Origin of the sequence: Spirosoma validum (assembly GCF_014699035.1) — a bacterium.
Classification (GTDB): domain Bacteria; phylum Bacteroidota; class Bacteroidia; order Cytophagales; family Spirosomataceae; genus Spirosoma; species Spirosoma validum.
The window spans coordinates 58,829-80,114 of sequence record NZ_JACXAA010000018.1; the positions used below are offsets into that span (position 1 = coordinate 58,829).

19 protein-coding genes are annotated in these 21,286 nt (G+C 46.2%); 12 read left to right on the top strand and 7 right to left on the bottom strand.

The window, feature by feature from the left end; genetic code table 11:
- Positions 1–86 precede the first annotated feature (86 nt).
- The 4 genes from IC230_RS30260 to IC230_RS30275 all read left to right on the top strand — a co-directional run bounded on the left by IC230_RS30260 (position 87) and on the right by IC230_RS30275 (position 7,400).
- Complete coding sequence (locus IC230_RS30260; RefSeq protein WP_191042821.1) at positions 87–2,270, top strand: alpha-amylase family protein; 2,184 nt, start codon at positions 87–89, stop codon at positions 2,268–2,270.
- Between the two features lie 48 nt (positions 2,271–2,318).
- Entirely contained in the window at positions 2,319–4,088 is a 1,770-nt protein-coding gene (locus IC230_RS30265; protein ID WP_191042822.1) for an L-lactate permease, read from the top strand.
- Between the two features lie 119 nt (positions 4,089–4,207).
- Positions 4,208–5,164 (top strand): D-2-hydroxyacid dehydrogenase, encoded by a 957-nt coding sequence (locus IC230_RS30270; protein WP_191042823.1) that lies wholly within the window; start codon positions 4,208–4,210, stop codon positions 5,162–5,164.
- A 70-nt stretch (positions 5,165–5,234) separates the two neighbouring features.
- Positions 5,235–7,400 (top strand): hypothetical protein, encoded by a 2,166-nt coding sequence (locus IC230_RS30275; RefSeq protein ID WP_191042824.1) that lies wholly within the window; start codon positions 5,235–5,237, stop codon positions 7,398–7,400.
- A 54-nt stretch (positions 7,401–7,454) separates the two neighbouring features.
- Here the strand turns inward: IC230_RS30275 and IC230_RS30280 are convergent, their stop codons facing one another.
- A complete protein-coding gene (locus IC230_RS30280) occupies positions 7,455–7,832 on the bottom strand; it encodes an ArsR/SmtB family transcription factor (RefSeq protein WP_191042825.1) in 378 nt (125 codons plus the stop codon).
- A 300-nt stretch (positions 7,833–8,132) separates the two neighbouring features.
- Between IC230_RS30280 and IC230_RS30285 the strand changes: the two genes are divergently transcribed.
- The 5 genes from IC230_RS30285 (at position 8,133) to IC230_RS30305 (ending at position 14,291) form a co-directional block, all read left to right on the top strand.
- Complete coding sequence (locus tag IC230_RS30285) at positions 8,133–9,737, top strand: CehA/McbA family metallohydrolase (protein ID WP_191042826.1); 1,605 nt, start codon at positions 8,133–8,135, stop codon at positions 9,735–9,737.
- Between the two features lie 375 nt (positions 9,738–10,112).
- On the top strand, positions 10,113–10,637 hold the full coding sequence (locus tag IC230_RS30290) for an RNA polymerase sigma factor (RefSeq protein ID WP_317171871.1): 525 nt from the start codon (positions 10,113–10,115) through the stop codon (positions 10,635–10,637).
- A gap of 405 nt (positions 10,638–11,042) precedes the next feature.
- The gene (locus IC230_RS30295) at positions 11,043–12,266 is read left to right on the top strand and encodes a glycosyltransferase (protein WP_191042828.1); all 1,224 of its coding nucleotides are present in this window, start codon (positions 11,043–11,045) and stop codon (positions 12,264–12,266) included.
- Between the two features lie 128 nt (positions 12,267–12,394).
- A complete protein-coding gene (locus IC230_RS30300; protein ID WP_191042829.1) occupies positions 12,395–13,594 on the top strand; it encodes an acyl-CoA dehydrogenase family protein in 1,200 nt (399 codons plus the stop codon).
- Positions 13,595–13,691: 97 nt separating this feature from the next.
- Entirely contained in the window at positions 13,692–14,291 is a 600-nt protein-coding gene (locus IC230_RS30305) for a class I SAM-dependent DNA methyltransferase (RefSeq protein WP_191042830.1), read from the top strand.
- Here IC230_RS30305 and IC230_RS30310 read toward each other — a convergent pair.
- From IC230_RS30310 to IC230_RS30335, 6 genes are all read right to left on the bottom strand, one after another.
- Complete coding sequence (locus IC230_RS30310; RefSeq protein ID WP_191042831.1) at positions 14,283–15,467, bottom strand: glycosyltransferase; 1,185 nt, start codon at positions 15,465–15,467, stop codon at positions 14,283–14,285. The two genes, IC230_RS30305 and IC230_RS30310, sit on opposite strands and share 9 nt — an antisense overlap.
- A 485-nt stretch (positions 15,468–15,952) precedes the next feature.
- Positions 15,953–16,192 carry a hypothetical protein gene (locus IC230_RS30315; RefSeq protein ID WP_191042832.1) on the bottom strand — a complete coding sequence of 80 codons (240 nt, stop codon included), beginning with the start codon at positions 16,190–16,192 and terminating at the stop codon, positions 15,953–15,955.
- An 80-nt stretch (positions 16,193–16,272) separates the two neighbouring features.
- Positions 16,273–16,509 (bottom strand): hypothetical protein, encoded by a 237-nt coding sequence (locus tag IC230_RS30320; RefSeq protein WP_191042833.1) that lies wholly within the window; start codon positions 16,507–16,509, stop codon positions 16,273–16,275.
- 29 nt (positions 16,510–16,538) lie between these two features.
- Positions 16,539–16,889: a hypothetical protein gene (locus IC230_RS30325; protein ID WP_191042834.1), complete on the bottom strand. Its 351-nt coding sequence runs from the start codon at positions 16,887–16,889 to the stop codon at positions 16,539–16,541.
- 150 nt (positions 16,890–17,039) lie between these two features.
- Positions 17,040–18,518: a BCNT domain-containing protein gene (locus IC230_RS30330; RefSeq protein ID WP_191042835.1), complete on the bottom strand. Its 1,479-nt coding sequence runs from the start codon at positions 18,516–18,518 to the stop codon at positions 17,040–17,042.
- 239 nt (positions 18,519–18,757) lie between these two features.
- Positions 18,758–19,111, bottom strand: a complete 354-nt coding sequence (locus IC230_RS30335; RefSeq protein ID WP_191042836.1) for a YraN family protein — start codon at positions 19,109–19,111, stop codon at positions 18,758–18,760.
- Between the two features lie 95 nt (positions 19,112–19,206).
- Between IC230_RS30335 and lipB the strand changes: the two genes are divergently transcribed.
- The 3 genes from lipB (at position 19,207) to IC230_RS30350 (ending at position 21,263) form a co-directional block, all read left to right on the top strand.
- The gene (gene lipB / locus IC230_RS30340; protein WP_191042837.1) at positions 19,207–19,986 is read left to right on the top strand and encodes a lipoyl(octanoyl) transferase LipB; all 780 of its coding nucleotides are present in this window, start codon (positions 19,207–19,209) and stop codon (positions 19,984–19,986) included.
- Between the two features lie 50 nt (positions 19,987–20,036).
- Positions 20,037–20,441, top strand: a complete 405-nt coding sequence (locus tag IC230_RS30345) for a hypothetical protein (protein ID WP_191042838.1) — start codon at positions 20,037–20,039, stop codon at positions 20,439–20,441.
- An 84-nt stretch (positions 20,442–20,525) separates the two neighbouring features.
- Positions 20,526–21,263 carry a 3'-5' exonuclease gene (locus tag IC230_RS30350; RefSeq protein WP_191042839.1) on the top strand — a complete coding sequence of 246 codons (738 nt, stop codon included), beginning with the start codon at positions 20,526–20,528 and terminating at the stop codon, positions 21,261–21,263.
- The last annotated feature ends 23 nt before the right edge of the window (positions 21,264–21,286 follow it).

Here is a 21,286-nt window from a genome sequence, read left to right on the forward strand (position 1 = left end):
TTGCTCATAGCATCAGACAACTAGAATCAGTACCGAAGACCCTTATCCTAATCCCCTACCATGAGCCTAAGCGCTCATTTGTACTTATGGAACGTAGAGATTTTATCAAAACCAGCGGCCTTATTGGAAGTACGTACGCGCTTTCAGGAGCTTCTCTATTCGCTAACTCGCCGACTCTTACTTCGAACGTAGCACCCGCCGATACGTTCTGGCTCGATGGGCCGATGCGATGGGCACAACTCGCCTTTGTAGAACGCGACCCTGGCCACTACGATCCGGATTTCTGGCTCAATTATTTTAAGCGGATTCATGCGGATGGCGCTCTGCTCAGCGCTGGTGGTATCGTGGCGTTCTACCCAACCAAGATTCCACTCCATCACCGCAGCGAATTCATGGGCAATTCCGATACGTTAGGCTATCTGGTTGATGGGTGCAAAAAACAGGGCATGAAGATCATGCTACGTACCGACCCCCATGCCGCCCGACAGGATGTTTATGACGCCCACCCGGACTGGATTGCGGTAACGGCTGATGGGCAAAAACGCCGTCACTGGGCTAACCCGGATTTGTGGGTCACCTGCGCCTTAGGTCCCTACAACTTTGAATTCATGCCTCAGGTGAATAAGGAGATCATGGAGAGATTCAAACCGGAAGGCATTTTTTCAAACCGATGGCACGGTCATGACATTTGCTACTGCGAACATTGCCAGCGCAATTTCAAAGCGGCTTCAGGACTTGAATTACCTCAGAAAGCCGATAAGCTTGACCCAACGTATCGCAAATGGGCCGACTGGAAAATGAAGCGACTGCGGGAAGTCTGGGCCTTATGGGATTCAGGCATTCGTCAACAGCAACCGACATCCCGGTTTATTCCCAACGGTTTCCCGGATAAAGTATTGACGGGGAAAGAAGCCGACCTCTTCTTTGCCGACCAGCAGGCCCGGCGCGGCCTAACTCCGCCCTGGGCCAATGGGAAGGGTGCCAAAGAGCTACGTTCTACCCTAGGTATGAAACCCCTGATTGGAATTTTCAGCGTCGGGATCGAAGAAGAATTCCGCTGGAAAGATTCGGTGCAAAGCGATGCAGAGATTCGAATCTGGGTAGCTGAAGGAACGGCCAACGGCATGCGGCCCTGCTTCGTTAAATTCGGGGGTGATATTTACGACAAGCGTTGGATGGAAGCCGTTGCCAGGCTCTACGAAGGCTATCACAAGAACGAAAAATACCTTCGTAACACGGCACCGATGGCCCGCGTTGGCGTTGTTTATTCCGAACAAACCGACCGTAATTATGGAGGCAAAGCGTGGCAGCAAAAAAGTGGAGACCATGTAGATGGGTTTTATCATAACCTCGTCGAGAGCCGGATTCCGTTCGATATGGTTAACGATCGCCTGCTCACGCCCGATGATCTCAAGCGGTTTAAGCTGCTAATTCTGCCCAATATTGCCGCTCTTTCTGATGCGCAGTGCAAGCAGATACAAGCGTTTGTCGATGCTGGCGGGAGTGTGATCGCTACGTTTGAAACCTCACTTTATGACGAAGAAGGCAATCAGCGACCGAACTTTGGCCTGGCCAGCTTATTTGGTGTTACGTACGATCAGAAAGTAGAAGGCCCGATGCGGAATAGCTATCTGCACATGAATCAAAATGCGAAGGACAGCCAGACGCAACTGATTCTGAAAGGGCTCGACGATACGCCCCGGATCATCAACTCGATTTATAAAGTGGCCGTAAAGCCAACCACTACGTTCCCTAGTCCGGTTACGCTCATTCCGACCTATCCTGATTTACCGATGGAGGACGTTTACCCACGCGTAGCTCAGACAGATACGCGGGAGATATACCTGCGACAGGTCGGCAAAGGACGCGTTGCCTACATTCCCGGCGATCTGGATCGGTCGTTCTGGCAACTCCTGAATGTCGATCATGGCCAATTGCTTACTAATGTCGTTCAATGGGCGCTTGACGAAGAACCAATCGCTTCTGTAAATGGACCAGGCGTGATCGATGTCAATGTGTGGCGGCAGGATAAGTCAATGACGGTTCATTTAGTTAATCTGACCAATCCCATGATGATGAAAGGGCCATTTCGGGAGCTGATTCCTGTCGAAGCGCAGGTTTCGGTTCAGGTTCCGGCTGGCGCCAAGGTGACGGGAGTTAAGCTACTGATGAGTGAGCAAAAGCCCAAATTCGAACTTAAAGGCGGAAAAGTGACGCTGACTGTGCCCAAAATTCTCGATCATGAGATTGTCGCGCTGGATTTAGCGTAACCCGATACTAATTTGCCTGATTCCTAACTCACTAACTGCGAATAACTCATGGTTTGGAAACAAGTTATTGACCCGTTTAACAATATCGCTTTATCTGTCCTGGTGGCGGCAATTCCCATTCTGTTTATTTTCTGGGCGCTGATCATCCGAAAAATGAAAGGCTACCAGGCCAGCCTGATCGCTACAGCCATTGCGATGCTTATCGCCGTTTCTGTGTATGGTATGCCCATAAAACTGGCGCTTTTATCGGCTGCGCACGGAGCACTGTACGGCTTATTCCCTATTTGCTGGCTGGTCGTTATGGCCGTATTTCTATTCAACGTTACGGTGAAAAGTGGCCAGTTTGAGATCATTAAACATTTCATGGCGTCTATTACGTCTGACCGACGACTACAGGCGCTGTTGATTGCTTTTTCGTTCGGCTCATTTCTGGAAGGCACGGCTGGCTTTGGGGCTCCGGTTGCCATTACGGCAGCTATGTTGGTTGGTCTGGGGTTCAATCCGCTTTACGCATCGGGTATTTGCCTGATCGCCAATACCGCGCCGGTTGCTTTTGGCTCGATCGGCATTCCCATTACGGTGGCTTCGCAGGTATCGGGGATTCCAGAATTGCCGATTTCGCAAATGGTAGGCCGAACCCTCCCGCTTCTGTCAATCGTGTTGCCTTTTTATCTGGTTAGCATTATTGCCGGGGTGAAAAAAGCGCAGGAAATTTGGCCCGCGGTTTTAGTATCGGGGATTACGTTCGCTTTCCTTCAATATTTCTCCTCCAATTTCCTGGGGCCTGCCCTACCCGACGTTATTGCGGGATTAGGCTCGATTATTTGCCTGATGACCTTTTTGCGCTTCTGGAAACCCAAAAGCGTCTGGCGCTTTGCCAACGAACCAGCCGCTACGATCAATACTGACATTAGCTATACCAATAGTGAGCTGGTCAGAGCGTGGACGCCTTTTATTGTGCTGACCATTATGGTGATTGCCTGGGGCATACAACCCATCAAAGACGCGCTCAATTCAGCCGGCATGGTTCAGTTCGAGTTTCCGGGGCTCCACAATGCTATCCAGGGCGAAGACGGAACCTTACTTCCTAAATTATTCAAGTTCAATTATTTATCAGCCGCCGGCACAGCCATTTTAATTGCCGCGCTTGTTGCCATTCCGTTGGTTGGGCTAACGTATCGTGAGGGCGCTGGTGTGTTTGGCGCTACGTTAACCCAACTCCGATTTCCGATTCTGACGATTGCTGCGGTGCTGGGGTTTGCCTATGTTCTGAACGATTCGGGCATGACACTCACAATGGCCGACGTATTGGCCAATACGGGCGCTTTATTCCCATTTTTCGCGCCCGTATTGGGCTGGCTGGGAGTCTTTATCACCGGCTCCGATACGTCTGCTAACGCCTTGTTCAGTAAACTGCAGTACGCTACGGCGCAATCCATCGGCGTTGATCCGGTGGTGACAGTGGCCGCTAACATATCCGGTGGTGTGGTCGGTAAAATGATTTCGCCACAATCCATTGCCGTGGCAGCAGCAGCGGGGAACCTGGTAGGCAAAGAATCTGAGTTATTCCGTTTTACAGTGAAGCATAGCTTCATTATGCTGAGCCTTATCTGCCTCATTGTTCTGGCGCAGGCATATGTCGTTAAATGGCTGATTCCAGTCTATGAAATGCTGGGTAGCAAAAAAGCCACTGTCCTGCCCGATCTAACCAAAGGGTACACGTATCTAATTGTTCTGGCTGTTTTATTAGCGGTTATCGCGTCGGCTATTTTGATGACAACCCGAAAAAAGCAGCAAACGCCTAATTTAGTTAACTGATTTCCATTCTTTCCCTAAATAAACCCCGCTCTGGAAACCATAAGATCGTGTTGCAAGACAATTATCTTGCGAGGCTCGAAAGTGAGGCTGACGTTCATTAGTGCGGGAAAATTCGACTTATGAAGATTGTAGTATTAGATGGTTATACGCTTAACCCGGGTGATTTATCCTGGGAAGATTTAGAGAAACTAGGCGACCTAACAGTTTATGACCGTACCCCAACCGATAAAGTCGTGGAGCGAGCGCAGGACGCTGAAATCGTTTTCACTAATAAAACTCCGCTAGGCGAAGACATTCTGGAAAAATTGCCTAAGCTGAAATTTATCGGCGTACTGGCCACAGGGTACAACATTGTCAATACAGACGTAGCGAAGAAAAAGGGGGTGATTGTGTGCAATGTACCGGGCTATGGTACAGCATCGGTCGTTCAGATGACTTTTGCGCTTCTTCTCGAACTCACTCAACACGTTAAGCATCATAGCGACACCGTGAAAGCCGGAAAATGGGCCAGTTCTGTAGACTGGTGCTATTGGGATTATCCGTTGGTCGAATTAGCCGGAAAAACAATCGGTATTATTGGGTTCGGCAGTATTGGTGAAAAAGTAGGTGACATAGCGACGGCTTTCGGTATGAATATCATCGGCTCGAAACGACACCGTACAGATCAATCACACCGGAAAAACTTTCGCTGGGCCGATATTCCTGAATTACTCGAGCAGTCTGACGTAGTGAGTATTCATACACCATTAGTACCTGAAACCAAGGGGCTCATCAATCAGGCGAATCTGGCGCGTATGAAACCGTCAGCGTTCTTACTCAATACGTCCCGTGGACCGATCGTTGTGGATCAGGACTTAGCCGATGCGTTAAACAACGATGTGATTGCCGGGGCCGGCATTGACGTTTTATCCGCTGAACCACCATCAACCGATAACCCGCTCTTTCAAGCAAAAAACTGCCTCATTACTCCGCATATTGCCTGGGCAACGAAAGAGGCCCGAACCCGGCTTATGGCGATTACAGTCAGAAATTTAACGGCCTTCCTTGAGGGGAATCCAATCAATGTAGTCGATTAACCAGGTGCGTTAACTTACCTACCAACGCTCTATTCGGCAATTGTTCGTGCGTTTAGAAACCGGTCCGCCCATGCAGTCCTATTTCATGAAAATCAGTTATTGTTTTGTTGTCTTTGCTACGTTACTGCTGGCCAACGGAAACGTAATTGGGCAACGTCTAAGTCAAAAAATAACGCCCGTAGTACCGACGAAACTTGATCCGGGTAGCTATGACGGAACCTGGTGGAACCGAACGCCAATCCGACTCATTCAAACCAATCTGCGCGAAACGGATGCGCTGATGAACACGGATGCTTACGTACAGTCGATGGTTGATGCTTCCGCCAACGTAGTCATGCTGAACGTGGGCGGTATTGTCGCCAACTACCCGACAACGCTTGATTATCACTTCCGGAATCAATTCATGAAAGGTGATTTAGTGGGTGATTTGGTAACTAAACTTCACGCGAAAGGCATTAAAGTAATTGGCCGTTTCGATTTCAGTAAGATCAACGAAGTCTATGCCGATAAAAAACCAGAGTGGTTATACGTGGGCACGAACGGGAAGCATGTACATGTCAACGGTCAGGTTCATACGTGCCCCAATGGCGGCTACCAGCAGGAATACGGGTTTGAGATCCTTAAAGAAGTGATTACAAAATATCCCCTCGACGGCATCTTCTTTAACATGATCGGGTACACAACGTCGGATTACAACGGGACGTATTACGGTATCTGCCAATGTAACAACTGCAAAAAACGCTTTCATGACGAAACGAGTATGACATTACCCGTGAAAGCCGATATGAACGATCCTGTCTTCCGACGCTACAATACGTTCAAAAAAACCACTGCTGACGAGCTTTTTTATAAAATCGGCGATTACGTTAAAAAGTTGAATCCCAGGCTGATTATCAATACATATGCTGACGCTGGTGTCGATATGATTCGCGATGAATCGAGTTCCTGGCTAACGAATGATTATGAATGGAATTACTCCGGTACTGATCATGTGAAACGCGTATTAGGGTCTTACAAAGACAAAACGCCCAGCAACGTTTTCATTTATTTTCTGGCCATTCCGTTCCGGCACATAGCCACCTCGCCTAATATTGGGCGGGTCTGGCTGCTGGGAAACATGCTCAACGGAGCCCCGCTCGATTTCAATGTCATTGGTACGCTGGTTAATCAGGATGACCGCGTGTTTATGCCAATTTTAAACGACTTGTATGGCTTTCATAAAAAGAATGAACCGCTTTTTACGAACCTCAGATCAGTTAGCCAAGTCGGCTTGATCAAAGGCTCCGAGAAGGAATACCGAGGTATGATCAAATTGCTCTCCGAAGAGCATGTCATGTACGATATCATTGAGCCATCGACGATTGGTGGCAAATCTGCTCCACGCCCGTTGCAGGATTACACTACTGTGATTGTGGGTGACGTAGCAAACATGTCGGATCAATTAACGGCTCAACTTGACGACTACGTACAAAAAGGCGGTAAGTTACTGGTAACAGGATTCAGCTCTACGAACGACGAAACGGGAAAACCTATGAATGCCATTCGGCTGAAATCGTTGGGTGTACTGCCTAACTACGAGTTATTTGCGCAGACTAAATCAACGTATCTGCAGCTATCCGCTACTGATAAAAAAATGCTGGGCACAAGTATATTTAAAGATCTTGACCTGCTCATGCTGTATTCCGACTTCATGAAATGCAAACCCAGCGGTTCGGCGCAGCGCGCTCTTAAATTAGTCCCCAGCGTTCGATTTGGTCCGCCCGAAAAATCGTACTTCACAGATACCGACATTACCGACGCACCTGGTCTGATTAGCAACGTTTACGGAAAAGGGAAGACCGTGTTCATTCCCTGGAGATTGGGGGCTCAATATGAATTTAAAGCCCATCATGGACATCGTACCTTATTTACGGCAGCCTTGCAAACTATTCTTCAAACGACTGGCAACGTAACGACCGACGCATCGCCTTTAATCGAAATGACGCACATGGCGAATCGAAACGGAACGTTTGAATGGATTGGGATGATCAATCATACTGGGCAAATTGGCGCTTCACTTCGTGAACCCGTTCCAATTCTGAACACGACGGTACGCTTTAAGCCAACCAAACCAGTTAGGATACTCAAATTAATGCGATCAGGAACAAGTGTAACGTTTACTCAAGCCAACGGTTGGGTACAATGTATTGTCCCTAAAGTAAATGATTTTGATATGCTGGTTGCGCAATATAAGTAAAACGCCGAATCAAAAATTGACTAAATACATAGGCATTTTACCAACTATAAAAACTTAGTTAACTTCTTTAAGAACACCTCTATACAAGGCTAGCTTCATAATTTCGCTCAACGCTGAATCCACCAAAGAATAATAAATTTCTTTCCCCTGGCGAGTACTGTCCAGAAGTCCCCGGTCACGCATTCTGATTAGCTGATAAGACAGAATCGTTTGATCAACTTTCAACCGGCGTTGCAGGCTAGAAACGTTCATCGATCGCTTTTTGGTTAATAATAAGATAATCCGAATGCGAAGCGGATGTGCCAATGTTTTCAGCAATTCAGCAGCCTGATCAAAGCTTTGTTCATTGGCTAAAGTCGATAAATTAGGCGACGAGGCAGCCATATTAACGGGCTGATTGTGAAATACGACGCTATTTATTCTATCTTTCATAGTATTAACCTTCAGTAGCAGTGGAATTAGAGTTGACTGATCTTCTCGTTTTTGTTGCTCTCAACTTCGATGAGTATATTCTCCTCAGTCTACTATCAACAACTTAGCCGATCAGCATACTCTGGACGCGCAAAAAGGAGAAAAGTAACAGTAGCAAGTAAAATAAATTTATTCTTTAGTCTTCTTTTACGGCCTTTCTACGCATATCGGCTCACTAAAACGCGTCAAATTCTACTATTCAGGCCATAAATAGTCAACCTCAAAGGTATTGAGTACTAGTTAAAAGTTATGTTATAGCTAATGAATAACATTCTGCGTATCCTCTTATTAAATGTACTCATTTTTTTTCTGGAAGTACCTTCTAAAGCATACGCGCAACGCACGGGTAGTATATACGTCGGCATACAGGACGACGTTACAGGTAAGCCGACACCTGTACGTGTACGGATTACACTAGCGGGAAAGCCCGTGAAGACCTTACCCAATGAAGTAGTGGCCGTTTCATACGGGCTGTGGGATCATGCTGATGGGTATGCATTTCAACCAGATAGCTCATTTTACGTTTCGGGCTCGTTTCGCATTACGTTACCGCCGGGCGTCTACCAGTTTGTTCTATCGAAAGGCAACGAATACATAAGCCAGACGCACAGTTTACGAATTCGACCAGGGCAGACAAGCAGACAACAGTACCGAATGAAACGCTGGATCAACATGGTCGCCCGAAATTGGTATTCAGCAGATAGCCATATTCATATTCGACGGTCGCCACGAGAAAATCAGCCGTTACTCAACTGGATTCAGGCAGAAGATATTAACGTCGGCGTGTTGTTAAAAATGGGCGATTTCTGGGAAACGTACTACCCGCAATATGCTTTTGGAGAAAAAGGAATTTATAGACAAGGCAATTATTTATTAACAGCAGGTCAGGAAGACCCTCGTACGCCCGAAATTGGCCATGCGCTGGGCTTTGGTGCTACGTTCTCCATGCGATTTGGTCGAGATTATTACTACTATGACAAAGTATTTGACGAGCTACACAAACGCGGTGGACTTACTGGCTATGCCCACCAGGCAGAATCGTTTCATGGCTATCGAGGCCTCACGCTCGATGGGTTACGGGGTAAGGTTGATGTTCTGGAAATACTGCAGTATTGTGTATCACCACAGCCGCTACGTACTGAACACTATTATCACATGCTGGACCTGGGCTTTCAACTAACAGCAACGGCGGGTTCTGATTTTCCCTGGTGCGGACACGATCACGACCATGGCCCTCCTGAACACTCTGCCCAAATTGGCAATGCCCGGTTTTATACGTATCTCAACAAACCTTTTAATCAGGCATCCTGGCAAGCAAGTGTAGCTGCTGGGCATACCTTTGTAAGTAGTGGCCCAATCCTGGATTTTCGGGTAAATAATGCCATTCCAGGCGATCATCTCAACGTAAAAAAAGGAGAAACCCTTACCATCACAGCACAAGCGTATGGTCACCCAACCCAGGTCCCTTTACAAGCTATTGAGATTATTGCGCATGGCCGCGTACTTAAGCGCATAACGAAGTATGACCCTGGTCAATCGTCAAATCATCTGGCTGCAACACTAGAGCTTAAATCCGTTGAGCAGGGGATGTGGATCGCAGCCCGATGCTATGGCGACTCTACACAAGCAGCCCATACAACTCCTATCTATGTGACCATCGACGGAGGAGGTTTTCATAATTCCGAAACCGTCGATAGTTACTTAAACCAAAGCGAAAAATACCTTCAGGAGTTAGAGCAAGAGTTAGAAACTCACCGCGACAGTCCTGAATTCCGAGCATGGTACTACAAAAAAGGGCTCAAAGATCGAGTGGATGAAACAAGACAGGTAATTAGCGTTTTGCGAAATCGGCTAAGTAAACGCTAAATGATTATTGTAGGCATTTACTTTTCTAATAAGTGCGCTTTCGAAACAAACTAATGAGCTTACCTCGAAAGAATTTATATTCTTTCTTATGATCTTGCTAACATAAAAATATTATATTTTCATGCGTTACCCTATCTGATTTTCAGTAGCAGACGTTGTTATTCATTTATTGGTATTATCTAGTTTAATATTTATTTATTACAATATAATTTTATTTGTAAAATGAAGTACTACCACTTAGTAAATTTATATCTAAATAAACAATGTAGATACATTATTTTTAAACAACAAACTTATAAATGCTCTTTAATGAACTAATTTATCCTTACTTAGCCATAACTAATAATAGTGAAAAAAACGCTGACAGACGAAGAGGTGATTCGTCAACACCTTTCTCAGGACCCTAACCAATGCTTCGAGGCACTGTATAAACGATACGTTTCCAAAGTTTATCAGCGATGCTTATCTATGACTAAGGACTCCGAGAAAGCACAGGATTTTACCCACGATATCTTTATTAAAGCTTTTGATAAACTCGAGGATTTTCAGCAACGTTCGAGTTTCTCAACCTGGTTAAACACCATTGCCTACAACTACTGTGCGGACCAGTTGCGATTAGCCAAACGCCTAAATACTACCTCAATCGATAATGGGCTGGAGGATCGAATAGGAGAATCGAAAGACGCCCAATTGGAAGAGGAAAATCTTCAACTGGTTCGGCAAGCAATTGCCAACCTTAGTTCAAAGGAGCAGGCGTTGCTGCGGTTAAAGTATGAAGAAGGACTAAGTATTGAGCAGATTTCGGATTTATACCATATTAAGACTAGTGCCGTTAAAATGCGGCTTAAGCGGAGCCGGGAAAAAATTCAGGAGTTCTATAATCAACAACACAGACTTTAAAATAGTAAGAAACCCCCACATGTTTTTTGTTATTTTGATGTTAAACAAGGCGATTCTTTTTGCATAATAATAACTAATTATTTAACTATTTTTTTGCGGTCTGGCTAATTTATTAAGCCAGACCTTTTTTTATGAATATTTCGTAAAATCCGTTCGAATCAGCCTCAAGACAAACGAGATTGTTTCATAACTTAAAGCCTTAACCTTTTACTACACTAACCGTTTATAATAGAGGTAGCTCCGTTTCCTCACATTTTGAACATAAATCATACACGTAAAGTAACTTAATAACCTTTACTTTTTGAATACATACATATGGAAGAGTTAATACAACCTAATTTGCTGAGGAGGATGCATCACGCTTGTGCAGTACCAACAAAAATCACTTTACTCAACTACTAGAAAATGCTTCAACATCAACCCGAATCTAAAAAAATCTTCCCCTCGAGTGAGCCAACTAACTCTTCATTATTAAATCGAGTTTCCTCCCTCGATGGAACGTCTGGTAAGGTTACCGATCTGGTTTGTTTTTCGCACTTACGCTGGAATTTTGTTTATCAGCGTCCTCAGCATCTACTTAGTCGATCCAGTAAGCAGTGGCGAACCTGGTTTTGGGAAGAGCCTATCTGGGGGGACCGTAACTGGCTGGAAATTCGTCAGATTGACAACCAGTTGAACGTAGTTGTGCCACACATACAGCACGGAACCAGTGAAGAAAAGGTAGTAGCACAACAGCGGGATTGGGTCAATGAGTTACTCGCCCAAAACCAAATCACTGATTACGTAGCGTGGTATTATACGCCCATGTCGTTGGCATTTACTGAACATCTGCAAGCGCGCCTGACAGTTTATGACTGCATGGACGAGTTGTCGGCTTTTCGCGGAGCACCACCACAATTACGTAATCGCGAGCGTCAGTTGATGCAACGGGCAGACCTGATTTTCACGGGTGGTTACAGTTTGTTTGAAGCCAAACGAGCTCTTCATCCAGCTGTATATGCTTTCCCAAGCAGTATTGATTATCAGCATTTTGCTCAAGCTCGCCTGGGTATAAACGATCCTCAGGATCAACAGTCTTTAGCAACTCCACGTGTTGGGTTTGCTGGGGTTATCGATGAGCGATTTGATGTAGAGCTTTTACGAACCATTGCCGCCCGTCGACCTGAATGGCAATTTATTTTGGTAGGTCCTGTAGTCAAGATTGACCCGGCTACATTACCGAAAGGCGACAATCTGCACTACGTAGGACTCAAGTCTTACAACGATCTACCGGCCTATTTTAGCAATTGGCAAGCGGCCATGCTGCCTTTTGCCCTGAATGAATCGACCCGCTTTATTAGCCCTACCAAAACGCCCGAGTATCTTTCAGCCGGACTGCCGGTTGTTTCGACACCCATTCAGGACGTAGTAACGAGTTATGGACGATATGATCCGGTTTGGATTGCCGACTCGGTCGATGCGTTTGAGCAGGCGATTGCAGATGCCTTGGTTAGCCATGATTCGTTGGATTGGGCAGCAATTGACGCCTTTTTAATTAGCCATTCCTGGGAACGTACCTGGTCAGCTATGCACGAGTTAATAGAAGGTCGTTTGCAACTTAGCTCTGCCCGTTCCGGTTCGTTGGAGTGATTAGCACAACGTCAGTAAATACAGCATTTTGATAGTTTTCAACGGGCGTCCAGGCAGGTAGATCGAATTAAGAAACGCTACTAAATCGACGGGCGAAACAATCGGATGTTTTACAGAATTATATACGTATGACATCCATTCGCCCTGATTCGGAAGCAGTTTTTTCTACTTTTTCATTTATTAACTCCGATCAATTCGATAAACTGATTGATCGGATTGCCCAGGCCGCGACAGAAACGGATGTCGAAGGCGCCTTCCCAGAAGATGCTTTTAAGTGGTTAGCAGAAGCCGGTCTGCTAACCATTACGTTGCCCGGTGAGGAACTGGATTTTACAAAAGGGAGAACAGCTCAGCTTCTATATCTACTGAAACGTATCGGTTCGGGGAATTTAGCGGTTGGCCGCGTTTATGAGGGACACATCAATGCGCTTTATCTGATTCATCTGCATGCATCTCCTGTTCAACGAGCCAATTGGTACGCTGATGTAACGGATCATAATTGCTTGTTCAGCGTTTGGAACACTCAAGCGAATGATGGTGTTCACATCGACTTGACTAGCGGACCGGACAATAACACTACGTATCAATTGAGTGGTGCAAAAACGTTCTGTTCAGGAGCGGGCTGGATTCATAGGCCCTTGATTACGGGTGAAATAAACGCTACAGACTCGAACGGAACACAAAGACAAGGCTGGCAGATGGCTGTTGTGCCAACGGAACGAGTTTCCTCCATCAGTCAGGATGAGCGGTTCTGGCAACCACTTGGCATGCGCGCATCGGCAAGTTTCAAACTCGATTTCTCCGGTATTAATCTGACGGAAGACGATCTGCTGGGACAACCCGGTGCCTATTACAAACAGCCTTATTTTAGCGGAGGAGCCATCCGATTTGCGGCTGTACAGCTTGGCGGAGCCGAAGCTATGTATGAGGCAACCCGCCAGTTTCTTTCGGGCATGAACCGAACGGATGATCTTCTTCAGCAAACACGCCTGGCCGAAATGGCTTACTTAATTGAATCAGGAAATCAATGGCTTCGTACGGCTGGAGAAAACCTGGATCAATGGTTATCTGAAGGCGTTGATTGGACAAAGATTATTGCCTACACGAATATGGCCCGAACCGCCATTGAAGAAATCTGCTTACGAGTGATGCCGCTCGCCGAGCGTTGTGTAGGGGCACGAGGTTTGCTACGTCCTAACCCTTTTGAACGTATTCACCGTGACCTTACGCTGTATTTACGACAGCCCGCTCCTGACGCTACGTTAGTTGAGATTGGGAAGTACGTACTTGCGAATACCCAGCCTGCTCATCGGCTTTGGCATACGTAGCGACGGCGTTATTGCCTTGAACTACTTAATACAGGCTGTGGAGTTATTTACAGTGAGCTTGTCTGTATCCTGCATATCTCCCGAGATACCATAAATTATGAGTAAAACATCCTCGACGCTACCACAGGCCTACTTCGATAGTGTTTATCAGGCTAACAATGACCCCTGGGCTTTTGCAACCAGCGATTATGAACGTCGGAAATACGAAGCAACGCTGGCCGCTTTGCCTAATGAGCACTATCACAACGCTTTCGAAATAGGTTGTTCAATTGGCGTACTGACGCAAATGCTGGCTGATCGCTGCGATCAATTACTAGCCGTTGACGCTAGTGAATTACCTCTTAAAACCGCTCGTGAGCGTTTAGCTACGTATCCAGCCGTTACCATCCGACAAATGAGTATCCCTGGTGAATTTCCGCAGGGACCGTTTGATCTGATTCTTCTTTCGGAGGTTGGCTATTATTTATCCAGAGAGGATTTGTCCCTATCCCGGCAATTAATGATTGACGCGCTGAGCCCAAACGGTCATCTATTACTGGTACACTGGACGCCTGTTGTGCACGACTATCCTTTGACCGGCGACGAAGTACACGATTTTTTTGCTGCATCTGCGCAGTCGACGGGTCCGCTAACTCATTTGCTGAATCAGCGAGCCGAAACGTATCGCTTAGATTTATTTCAGAAGAAACTAACGTAGTGGGTTTCCATTGGAGTTGATAGTACGCAGAAACAGGCGTAACTCACTGATGGTTTCAGTGATTGGTGCAGGCTGCCATTTAACCGCCCACTTACCTGTTGCCATCTTGGCTTCTATGTTTTCCCAAAGCTGTCCGAAATACCTGTTACAAAGAAGTTCGTTACGTAACCAATCGAGATCAATCAGCAGATCCGTGGCAATCGGTATCAATAGATCGAGATTAACCAATCCAAAACGATTTTGCCAGACTGAGCGTAGTTGAGAACGGCTACGAAACCGACGGATTACAGCACCAGCGGGTTCGGCCAGTTGACACTTGTTTGCTCGATTCAACGCAGCCCAGTAACGCAATTGCTCGGAGAAACCAACAGTGGCCTGGCCGTGCATACGGGTCGACGTAGTGACCCGCACATGCGGACTTTTTCGAATGCGCGTATCAGTTCGTACCAGGGCGCGATACAACGCTTCATCCTCCAGATACGGTACGTTTGGCAGACCTCCAACTCGTTTATAGGCTTCACAGGTTAATGCCAAACTAGCGCCAAAATGCTGAAAATGACGGGGCCAGGGGTCATACGTCTGCGGATCGAGACAGGCTTCGACCTGCGCGACCAGCATGCGATACGTAACATCCCTCAAGTGATTACGTCGAACCGAATTTCCATCGGCCTGAGTTAGAATGCGCCCTCCAACAACTTCGCAACCACTTTGGGTTTCCTGCATGATCTGATATACCCACTGCGAATCGACAACGGTATCGCCGTCTGTTGAGGCAATAATGCCACTGGGTTTGCCAACTTTTATCAGCCGTTCGTAAGCCGCATCCATCAATAGCCGTCGGACGGTACCAATATTAGCCGTTTCGGCTGGCAATTGAATCGCTGCTATGCGGAGCGGGAAAGCTGGATACCGCTGCTGGTAAGCCGTGGCAACACTAGCCGAATCATCCGTACAATTATTCAGCAGTAGTAGTACTTCATATAATCCTGATGGCAATGGCAACCCATTCGCTTGCTGCTGATTTCGAAGGGCATGTAAACTCCGCTCAAGATTGTCTGCTTCGTTGCGGGCAGGAACAATAACCGAAAGAAACAAGCGGGGGTCGATTGGATGGTGCTGAAAAAGAACTGACTGCCGGGATGAAGTCGTGGACAAGCAGTTTGTGGTGAGTTGCATACAAGATTACGGGTCGCTCCAGTTGACAGACCTGTAAAATACAACTGCCAATGAACTGTATTGTTGACAACAAATAAGCTTTTGGCCGCTGATAATGCATTCAGTTGTTTTATTTGATCATCGATCGATCTAATCGTTTCCTAATAGTATTCTAAGCGCTTTCTAATTCAGGGCATTAGTCAGAAAAGTACCTTTGTTTTTATTAAACATGCTATTTTAGATAATGCGCAAAAAAAACGTTGGATCATCTTGAATCCAACGTTTTTTCAATCCTCTACAGAAGATAAGCGTCCTGCAATCAGGTACTTATTCTACTTATTGAACTGGTCAATCGTTTCCGATACGCGATTGGCTGCATTCGGCAAACTTGGAAATTAATTACAGTAGTAATACATCATTCCCGTCATCCAGAACTTAGTAGGGTTAATTTGAAGTTTAAGTAAGCAAGTGCACAAACGCCGGACCACTAGGTCCGGCGTCTTGTTTTACTGCTGGGCTTCAAAAATGGCCATTGCCTTATCAATCGTTTCGTCGTCCACGCCATCAACATTCAGTTCGTTGTCATTTTCTACATTGCTAATGACAGTAACCGCATCCATGTTTAAGCTAGGGTCGGCCAGGAACAGCGCGGACCGGAATCGCTCTTCAATCTTTCGGTTCAGAGCATCGTTGACATTATGCGTGAGCTCATGAGCCAGTTCAAGTTCTTTTTCGTTGCTATTCATGCCTGTCTATCAGATTAAGGCTATAAAGATACTAAAGTTGCCTTTTCTGTCTGCATATATGAAAAAGAATAAACAACGTACTAACCTCGACTTGTACTGAGTTCTTCAGCGGCCAATCGGATCATCTTTCCATCAGCGTCCCAGTACAAACCCGCCTTGCCGTCCTCACCAATTAGCGCCAGCGTAAGGCCATGCTCTTCCGCATATCGGTTCATCTGTGCTTCTACGTCTAACACCTCTTCGTAGGGTATCACAACGCGTTTGATAGCGCCGTAAGCCGCGCCAGTCCAAATCGTTAAGGTTATCTGCGCTTTCATCGTTTTGTCGAGTAATTAAGAAGAACAGGCTACGACTGAGCGGGTGGGAACGTAACATCGCCTGCTTCGCCAGCCGGTTCTGTCACCAGAACACTTATCCCCGCAGTGTTCTTATCTGGCTGTGATTCAGGCGTTTTACCATCTATAAGGAAGCTTATGACCTGTTGCTCGTCGCCAAAAACGTAGCTGTTTTCCAATGACTTCCCACCAGAAAAATCAGAATTTTGGGCGTCGTGAATAAGCAGGTTCACGACCTTAAAATCAGCGGACCGAACCATTACGTCCAGGCCATCCGATTCATCGCGTTGGGTATTCAGGATGGTATAATAATTTCCGGTGTTACCGGTATTGTGAAGGAGCCAATCATAAATCGTTTCCATACTACGTGGGAATTAAACCAATAAATAAGACTGGTTAGTAAAACCCCGCAATGGAATTGATGTTTTCCGATTTCTACGGTATTCCCTGATTAACTTGATAAAGAACGGAAATGTCCAATAAAAGAACAGTTAGTTGGATAAGATACAGTCTTATTGCGGCACTGACTGCTGAATTTCTTCCTGTTGCTGCAGACGTACCTGTTGCCCGATCGGTACGTATTCGACTTCGCAGGGATAGCCGAACAGACAGTTCGTTTTGATCTGTTCAGCCACTCGCTCAGGGACCAGCTTTTCCCAGCCATCTTCGCCCCGTTGAATCATTTCCAGAACGCCATCCGTCGAAATGTGCAGGTGTTGTTCGTTAAAATCAGTAATATCCTCGATCTTATCGTTACGTACAAGATACTGAAAAAGAGGCTCTAATCTAGGCGGCAACTTAAACTCATTACACGTATAAATAGCGCCTTCTTTCAAGGTTGGATACACGAACAGCTTAACCTTTCGGCTGAATAACGTAGCAAACGACTCCAGAATACCGCCCGGCAAAAATTCGTAGTGGCCTTCCTCGAAAATGTATTCCAGGTTTGGAATCCCTACAACCAGCCCAATTTTGAGTCGCGTCAGACGGGCCAGGTAGGCTACCAGCTTATAATATTCCAGATAGTTGGAAATCATTACGGTCTGTCCCATCGAGCACAAAATATCCACCCGATCCAGAAAGTCTTTTTCATCAATGCCCTGCTCGTTGGCTTTCAGGTTATGTAGCGTTAACTCAGCCATCGAAATCACGCGATTTTCATCGACGTCAGGTTCATCTTTGAATTGCTTCAGGCCATTTTCGATCATGTCCATCTGAACGTTCGTTACCGGACGTAGTCGACCGCGCATGACTAGGATATGCTTTTTGTAGAGTGCTTCGGAGGGTTGCAAAACCTGACCATCAGGACCGAATAGAGCCGCATCGGTAAACCCGTTCTTCACCAGATGCAAGCTCATTAACCGATTGTCTACATCAGCAAAATCGGGTCCATTGAACCGAATCATGTCAATCTGAATCCGTTCCGGCAGCAGATCGTCCATGAGCGATAGCACCAGCGTTTCGGGCGATTTAGAATAGTAGTAGCATCCGTAAATCAGATTGACTCCGATAACTCCCAGCGCCTGTTGCTGCAAAATGTTCTCGTTATCAAGCATTCTGACGTGAATAATCACATCATTATAACCCGCTTGCGGGTTTAGCTGAAACCGGCAGCCGATCCAGCCATGGGCTTCGTTTGTTTTCTGGTAATTAAGCGCAACAACCGTATTCGCAAATGAAAAAAACGTAGTGTCGGGACCACGTTTTTCCGCTAATCGCTTTTCTAACAGGCTGTATTCTTTACTAAGCATTTTGACTAATCGCGACTCAACAACGTAGCGGCCACTTTCTTCGACGCCGTAAATCGAGTCACTGAATGTCATATCATAGGCCGACATGGTTTTAGCAATCGTTCCCGATGAGCCTCCTGCCTTAAAAAACATAGCGGCCGTTTCCTGTCCAGCGCCAATTTCAGCAAAAGACCCATAAATACGTCGGTCCAGATTAATACGTAGTGCTTTCTGCTTCGTACCTATATTCTTTTCGTACATGGTAATGGTTGCTTGCTGTTCCTAAGTTACAATAAAAACGTCAAAAACAGCCTTTGAGACTACTTGCAGTATAAAATAATGCAATTTTACTATTCTATACTCAATGAATTATATCGCAATGCTGAGCCGCTATTATTTAATTAGGGCCAAATAAGTCAACGATTCCGGGAAGCGATCAGTTCGTTTGGGAATGTGTCTGAAAGAGTATCTAGTAAGGCTGGTCATATAGTAGAGAAACGTTAATAAAACGCGTCTTCAATGTGCTTGATACGTAGTTCACTGCCTGCTATCGTAACGGCTATAATGTCAAAACGAATGTCGCCCTGCCAGTCTCTGGCAAAGATGTACTGTTCAGCAGCCTTCATAACCAGTTTGGCTTTGGTGTAGGAGACGAATTCTTCAGGATTGCCATAACTCAGGTTGGTACGGGTTTTAACTTCCACAAACGCCAGTAGCTTACCCTTCTTTACAATCAGATCAATTTCAGCATGTTGATACCGATAATTTCGGGTCATGATTTCGTACCCTTTTTCTCGTAAGTAATGTACTGCTTCCTCTTCGCCCTGGTTCCCCGTATCGTTATGTTGTGCCATATATGAATCATAAAGTTACAAATAACGATAATCCGAACGAAACTCATTGACTTGGTTGTTACCAACGTAATGGAAGCCCGTTTGCCAGTATTGAGATGAATAGTCGTATTAATAAAGAAGTTAAGGTTCGCAGGATAGGACTGATTGACTACAAAACAGCCTGGGATGAGCAGGAACGTTTATTTGCTGGCATTGTTGACCAGAAACTGCTGAACCGAACCTCCCCTACTGAAGATCAGGTACCAACCCCAAACTATCTGCTCTTCTGCGAACACCCGCCCGTATATACGCTTGGTACCAGCGGGCACGCCGAAAACCTGCTGGTGGATGAAGCCCGACTGACGACAGAACTTGGTGCTACGTTCTTCAAGATTCGGCGGGGGGGCGACATTACGTTTCACGGTCCTGGCCAGTTAGTAGGCTACCCCATTCTGGATCTGGATAATTTCTTTACAGACATTCATCGCTATATGCGGTTATTAGAAGAAAGCATTATCCTGACCTTAGCCGATTATGGGTTGCGGGCGGGACGTATTGACGGACTAACAGGGGTCTGGCTGGGGTATGACAGCGACACAAACCCAGCGGCAGGACCAGCTAGAAAAATCTGCGCGATGGGGGTAAAAGCGAGCCGTTGGGTAACGATGCACGGTTTTGCCTTGAACGTTAATACAGATTTGCGATATTTTGACCATATTGTTCCCTGTGGGATAACCGATAAAGCCGTTACCTCACTAGCCGCTGAATTAGGTCATGACGTGCCACTAGATGAAGTGGCTGACCATGTTCAGCGCCACGTGGCAGAGTTGTTTGAGATGAAAATTATTGAGGCACAGGAGGAAACAAATAAGATAAAAGAGGTTGCCCGCACGTAAGTCGATCTTGTCTTTTTTGTTTCTCTCGTAACTCCCAGTGAACGTTTGCAATGAAAAAAGACATTAATTTTTTGCCCGTTGTGGGCGTACAGATTGTCATCGCCCGTAAAGAGAACCTACTTGGTGATTATGACTGGCAGGTTTTTCTAATCAATCAAAACGACGTACCGATTAAAACTGTGTTTGTTACGTCGAAAGGATATGGCCAGAAAAACGATGAAGAACAGAAAACCTCCACATTACGGCATTTCTTTGTAGAAATACAGCCCGGCGCACATGAAGTTATCGAAACCATTATGCCCGATGTGTTTCATCTGACCAACGAATACTGGGTCAGTTATTTCATTGGCGATCAGATTTTTGATAAGAAGTTTATCTTCGTACCTGATAGCATTGTCGACGAAAATCTCGTGCCTGTACCCGCATTGGGTTTGGAAGGGATTTTACATGAATAATGCGGCCAGACTGGCAAACCAGTGGAAGTTTGCCATTGTAACAGCTTGCGGGTTTGCACTGATACGCTACACAAATCTAACTCTATGCCTCATCCCGTCTCCTGGAAACGTCGCCTGAAAAACTTTTTGTTTATCGACCTTAAAACGGTGGCGGGTGAGCCGTCGCTTCTTTCTGTCGAGCCTCGTTTGCAGCGACAGTGGGAAGAAAAGAGCCGGTATTTTAAAAGCGAAGATGAACTGTCGGCAGCAGGCTGGTACGATCGACGGGCATCCTATTACGCTGAGTTTGGTAAAATTATCTGCATCAGCGTAGGCGGTTTGTTTTTTGATGACGAAGATAAGCCACACCTAAAAGTGAAGTTATTGAGTAACGACGATGAGTTGCCGTTACTGACTGAGTTTCTGACCATCGTCAACCGCTATCCACCGGGTGAGCTGACGCTCTGTGCCCACAACGGCAAGGAGTTTGACTTCCCTTATCTGTGCCGACGGCTGATGGTGAATGGTTTGCCCTTACCACCGGCCTTGCAGATCTCCGGTAAAAAACCTTGGGAAATTCCCCACAAGGACACGCTTGAACACTGGCAGTTTGGCGACAAACGTCATTTCGCCCCACTCGACCTCCTGGCGGCCGTCCTGAACGTACCGACTCGCCCACTTGAATGGACCGGCGACCGCACCAGCGAAGTGTACTACCGCGAACACGACTGGCCACGTATCGAACAATACGCCCGCGATTCGATGGTGATGCTGGTGCAGGTTTATTTGAAAATGGTGGGTGCCTCGCTCGTGGCCGACGAGCATATTGTCTTAAGTGATTGATAGACAATTTCTATCTACACTAC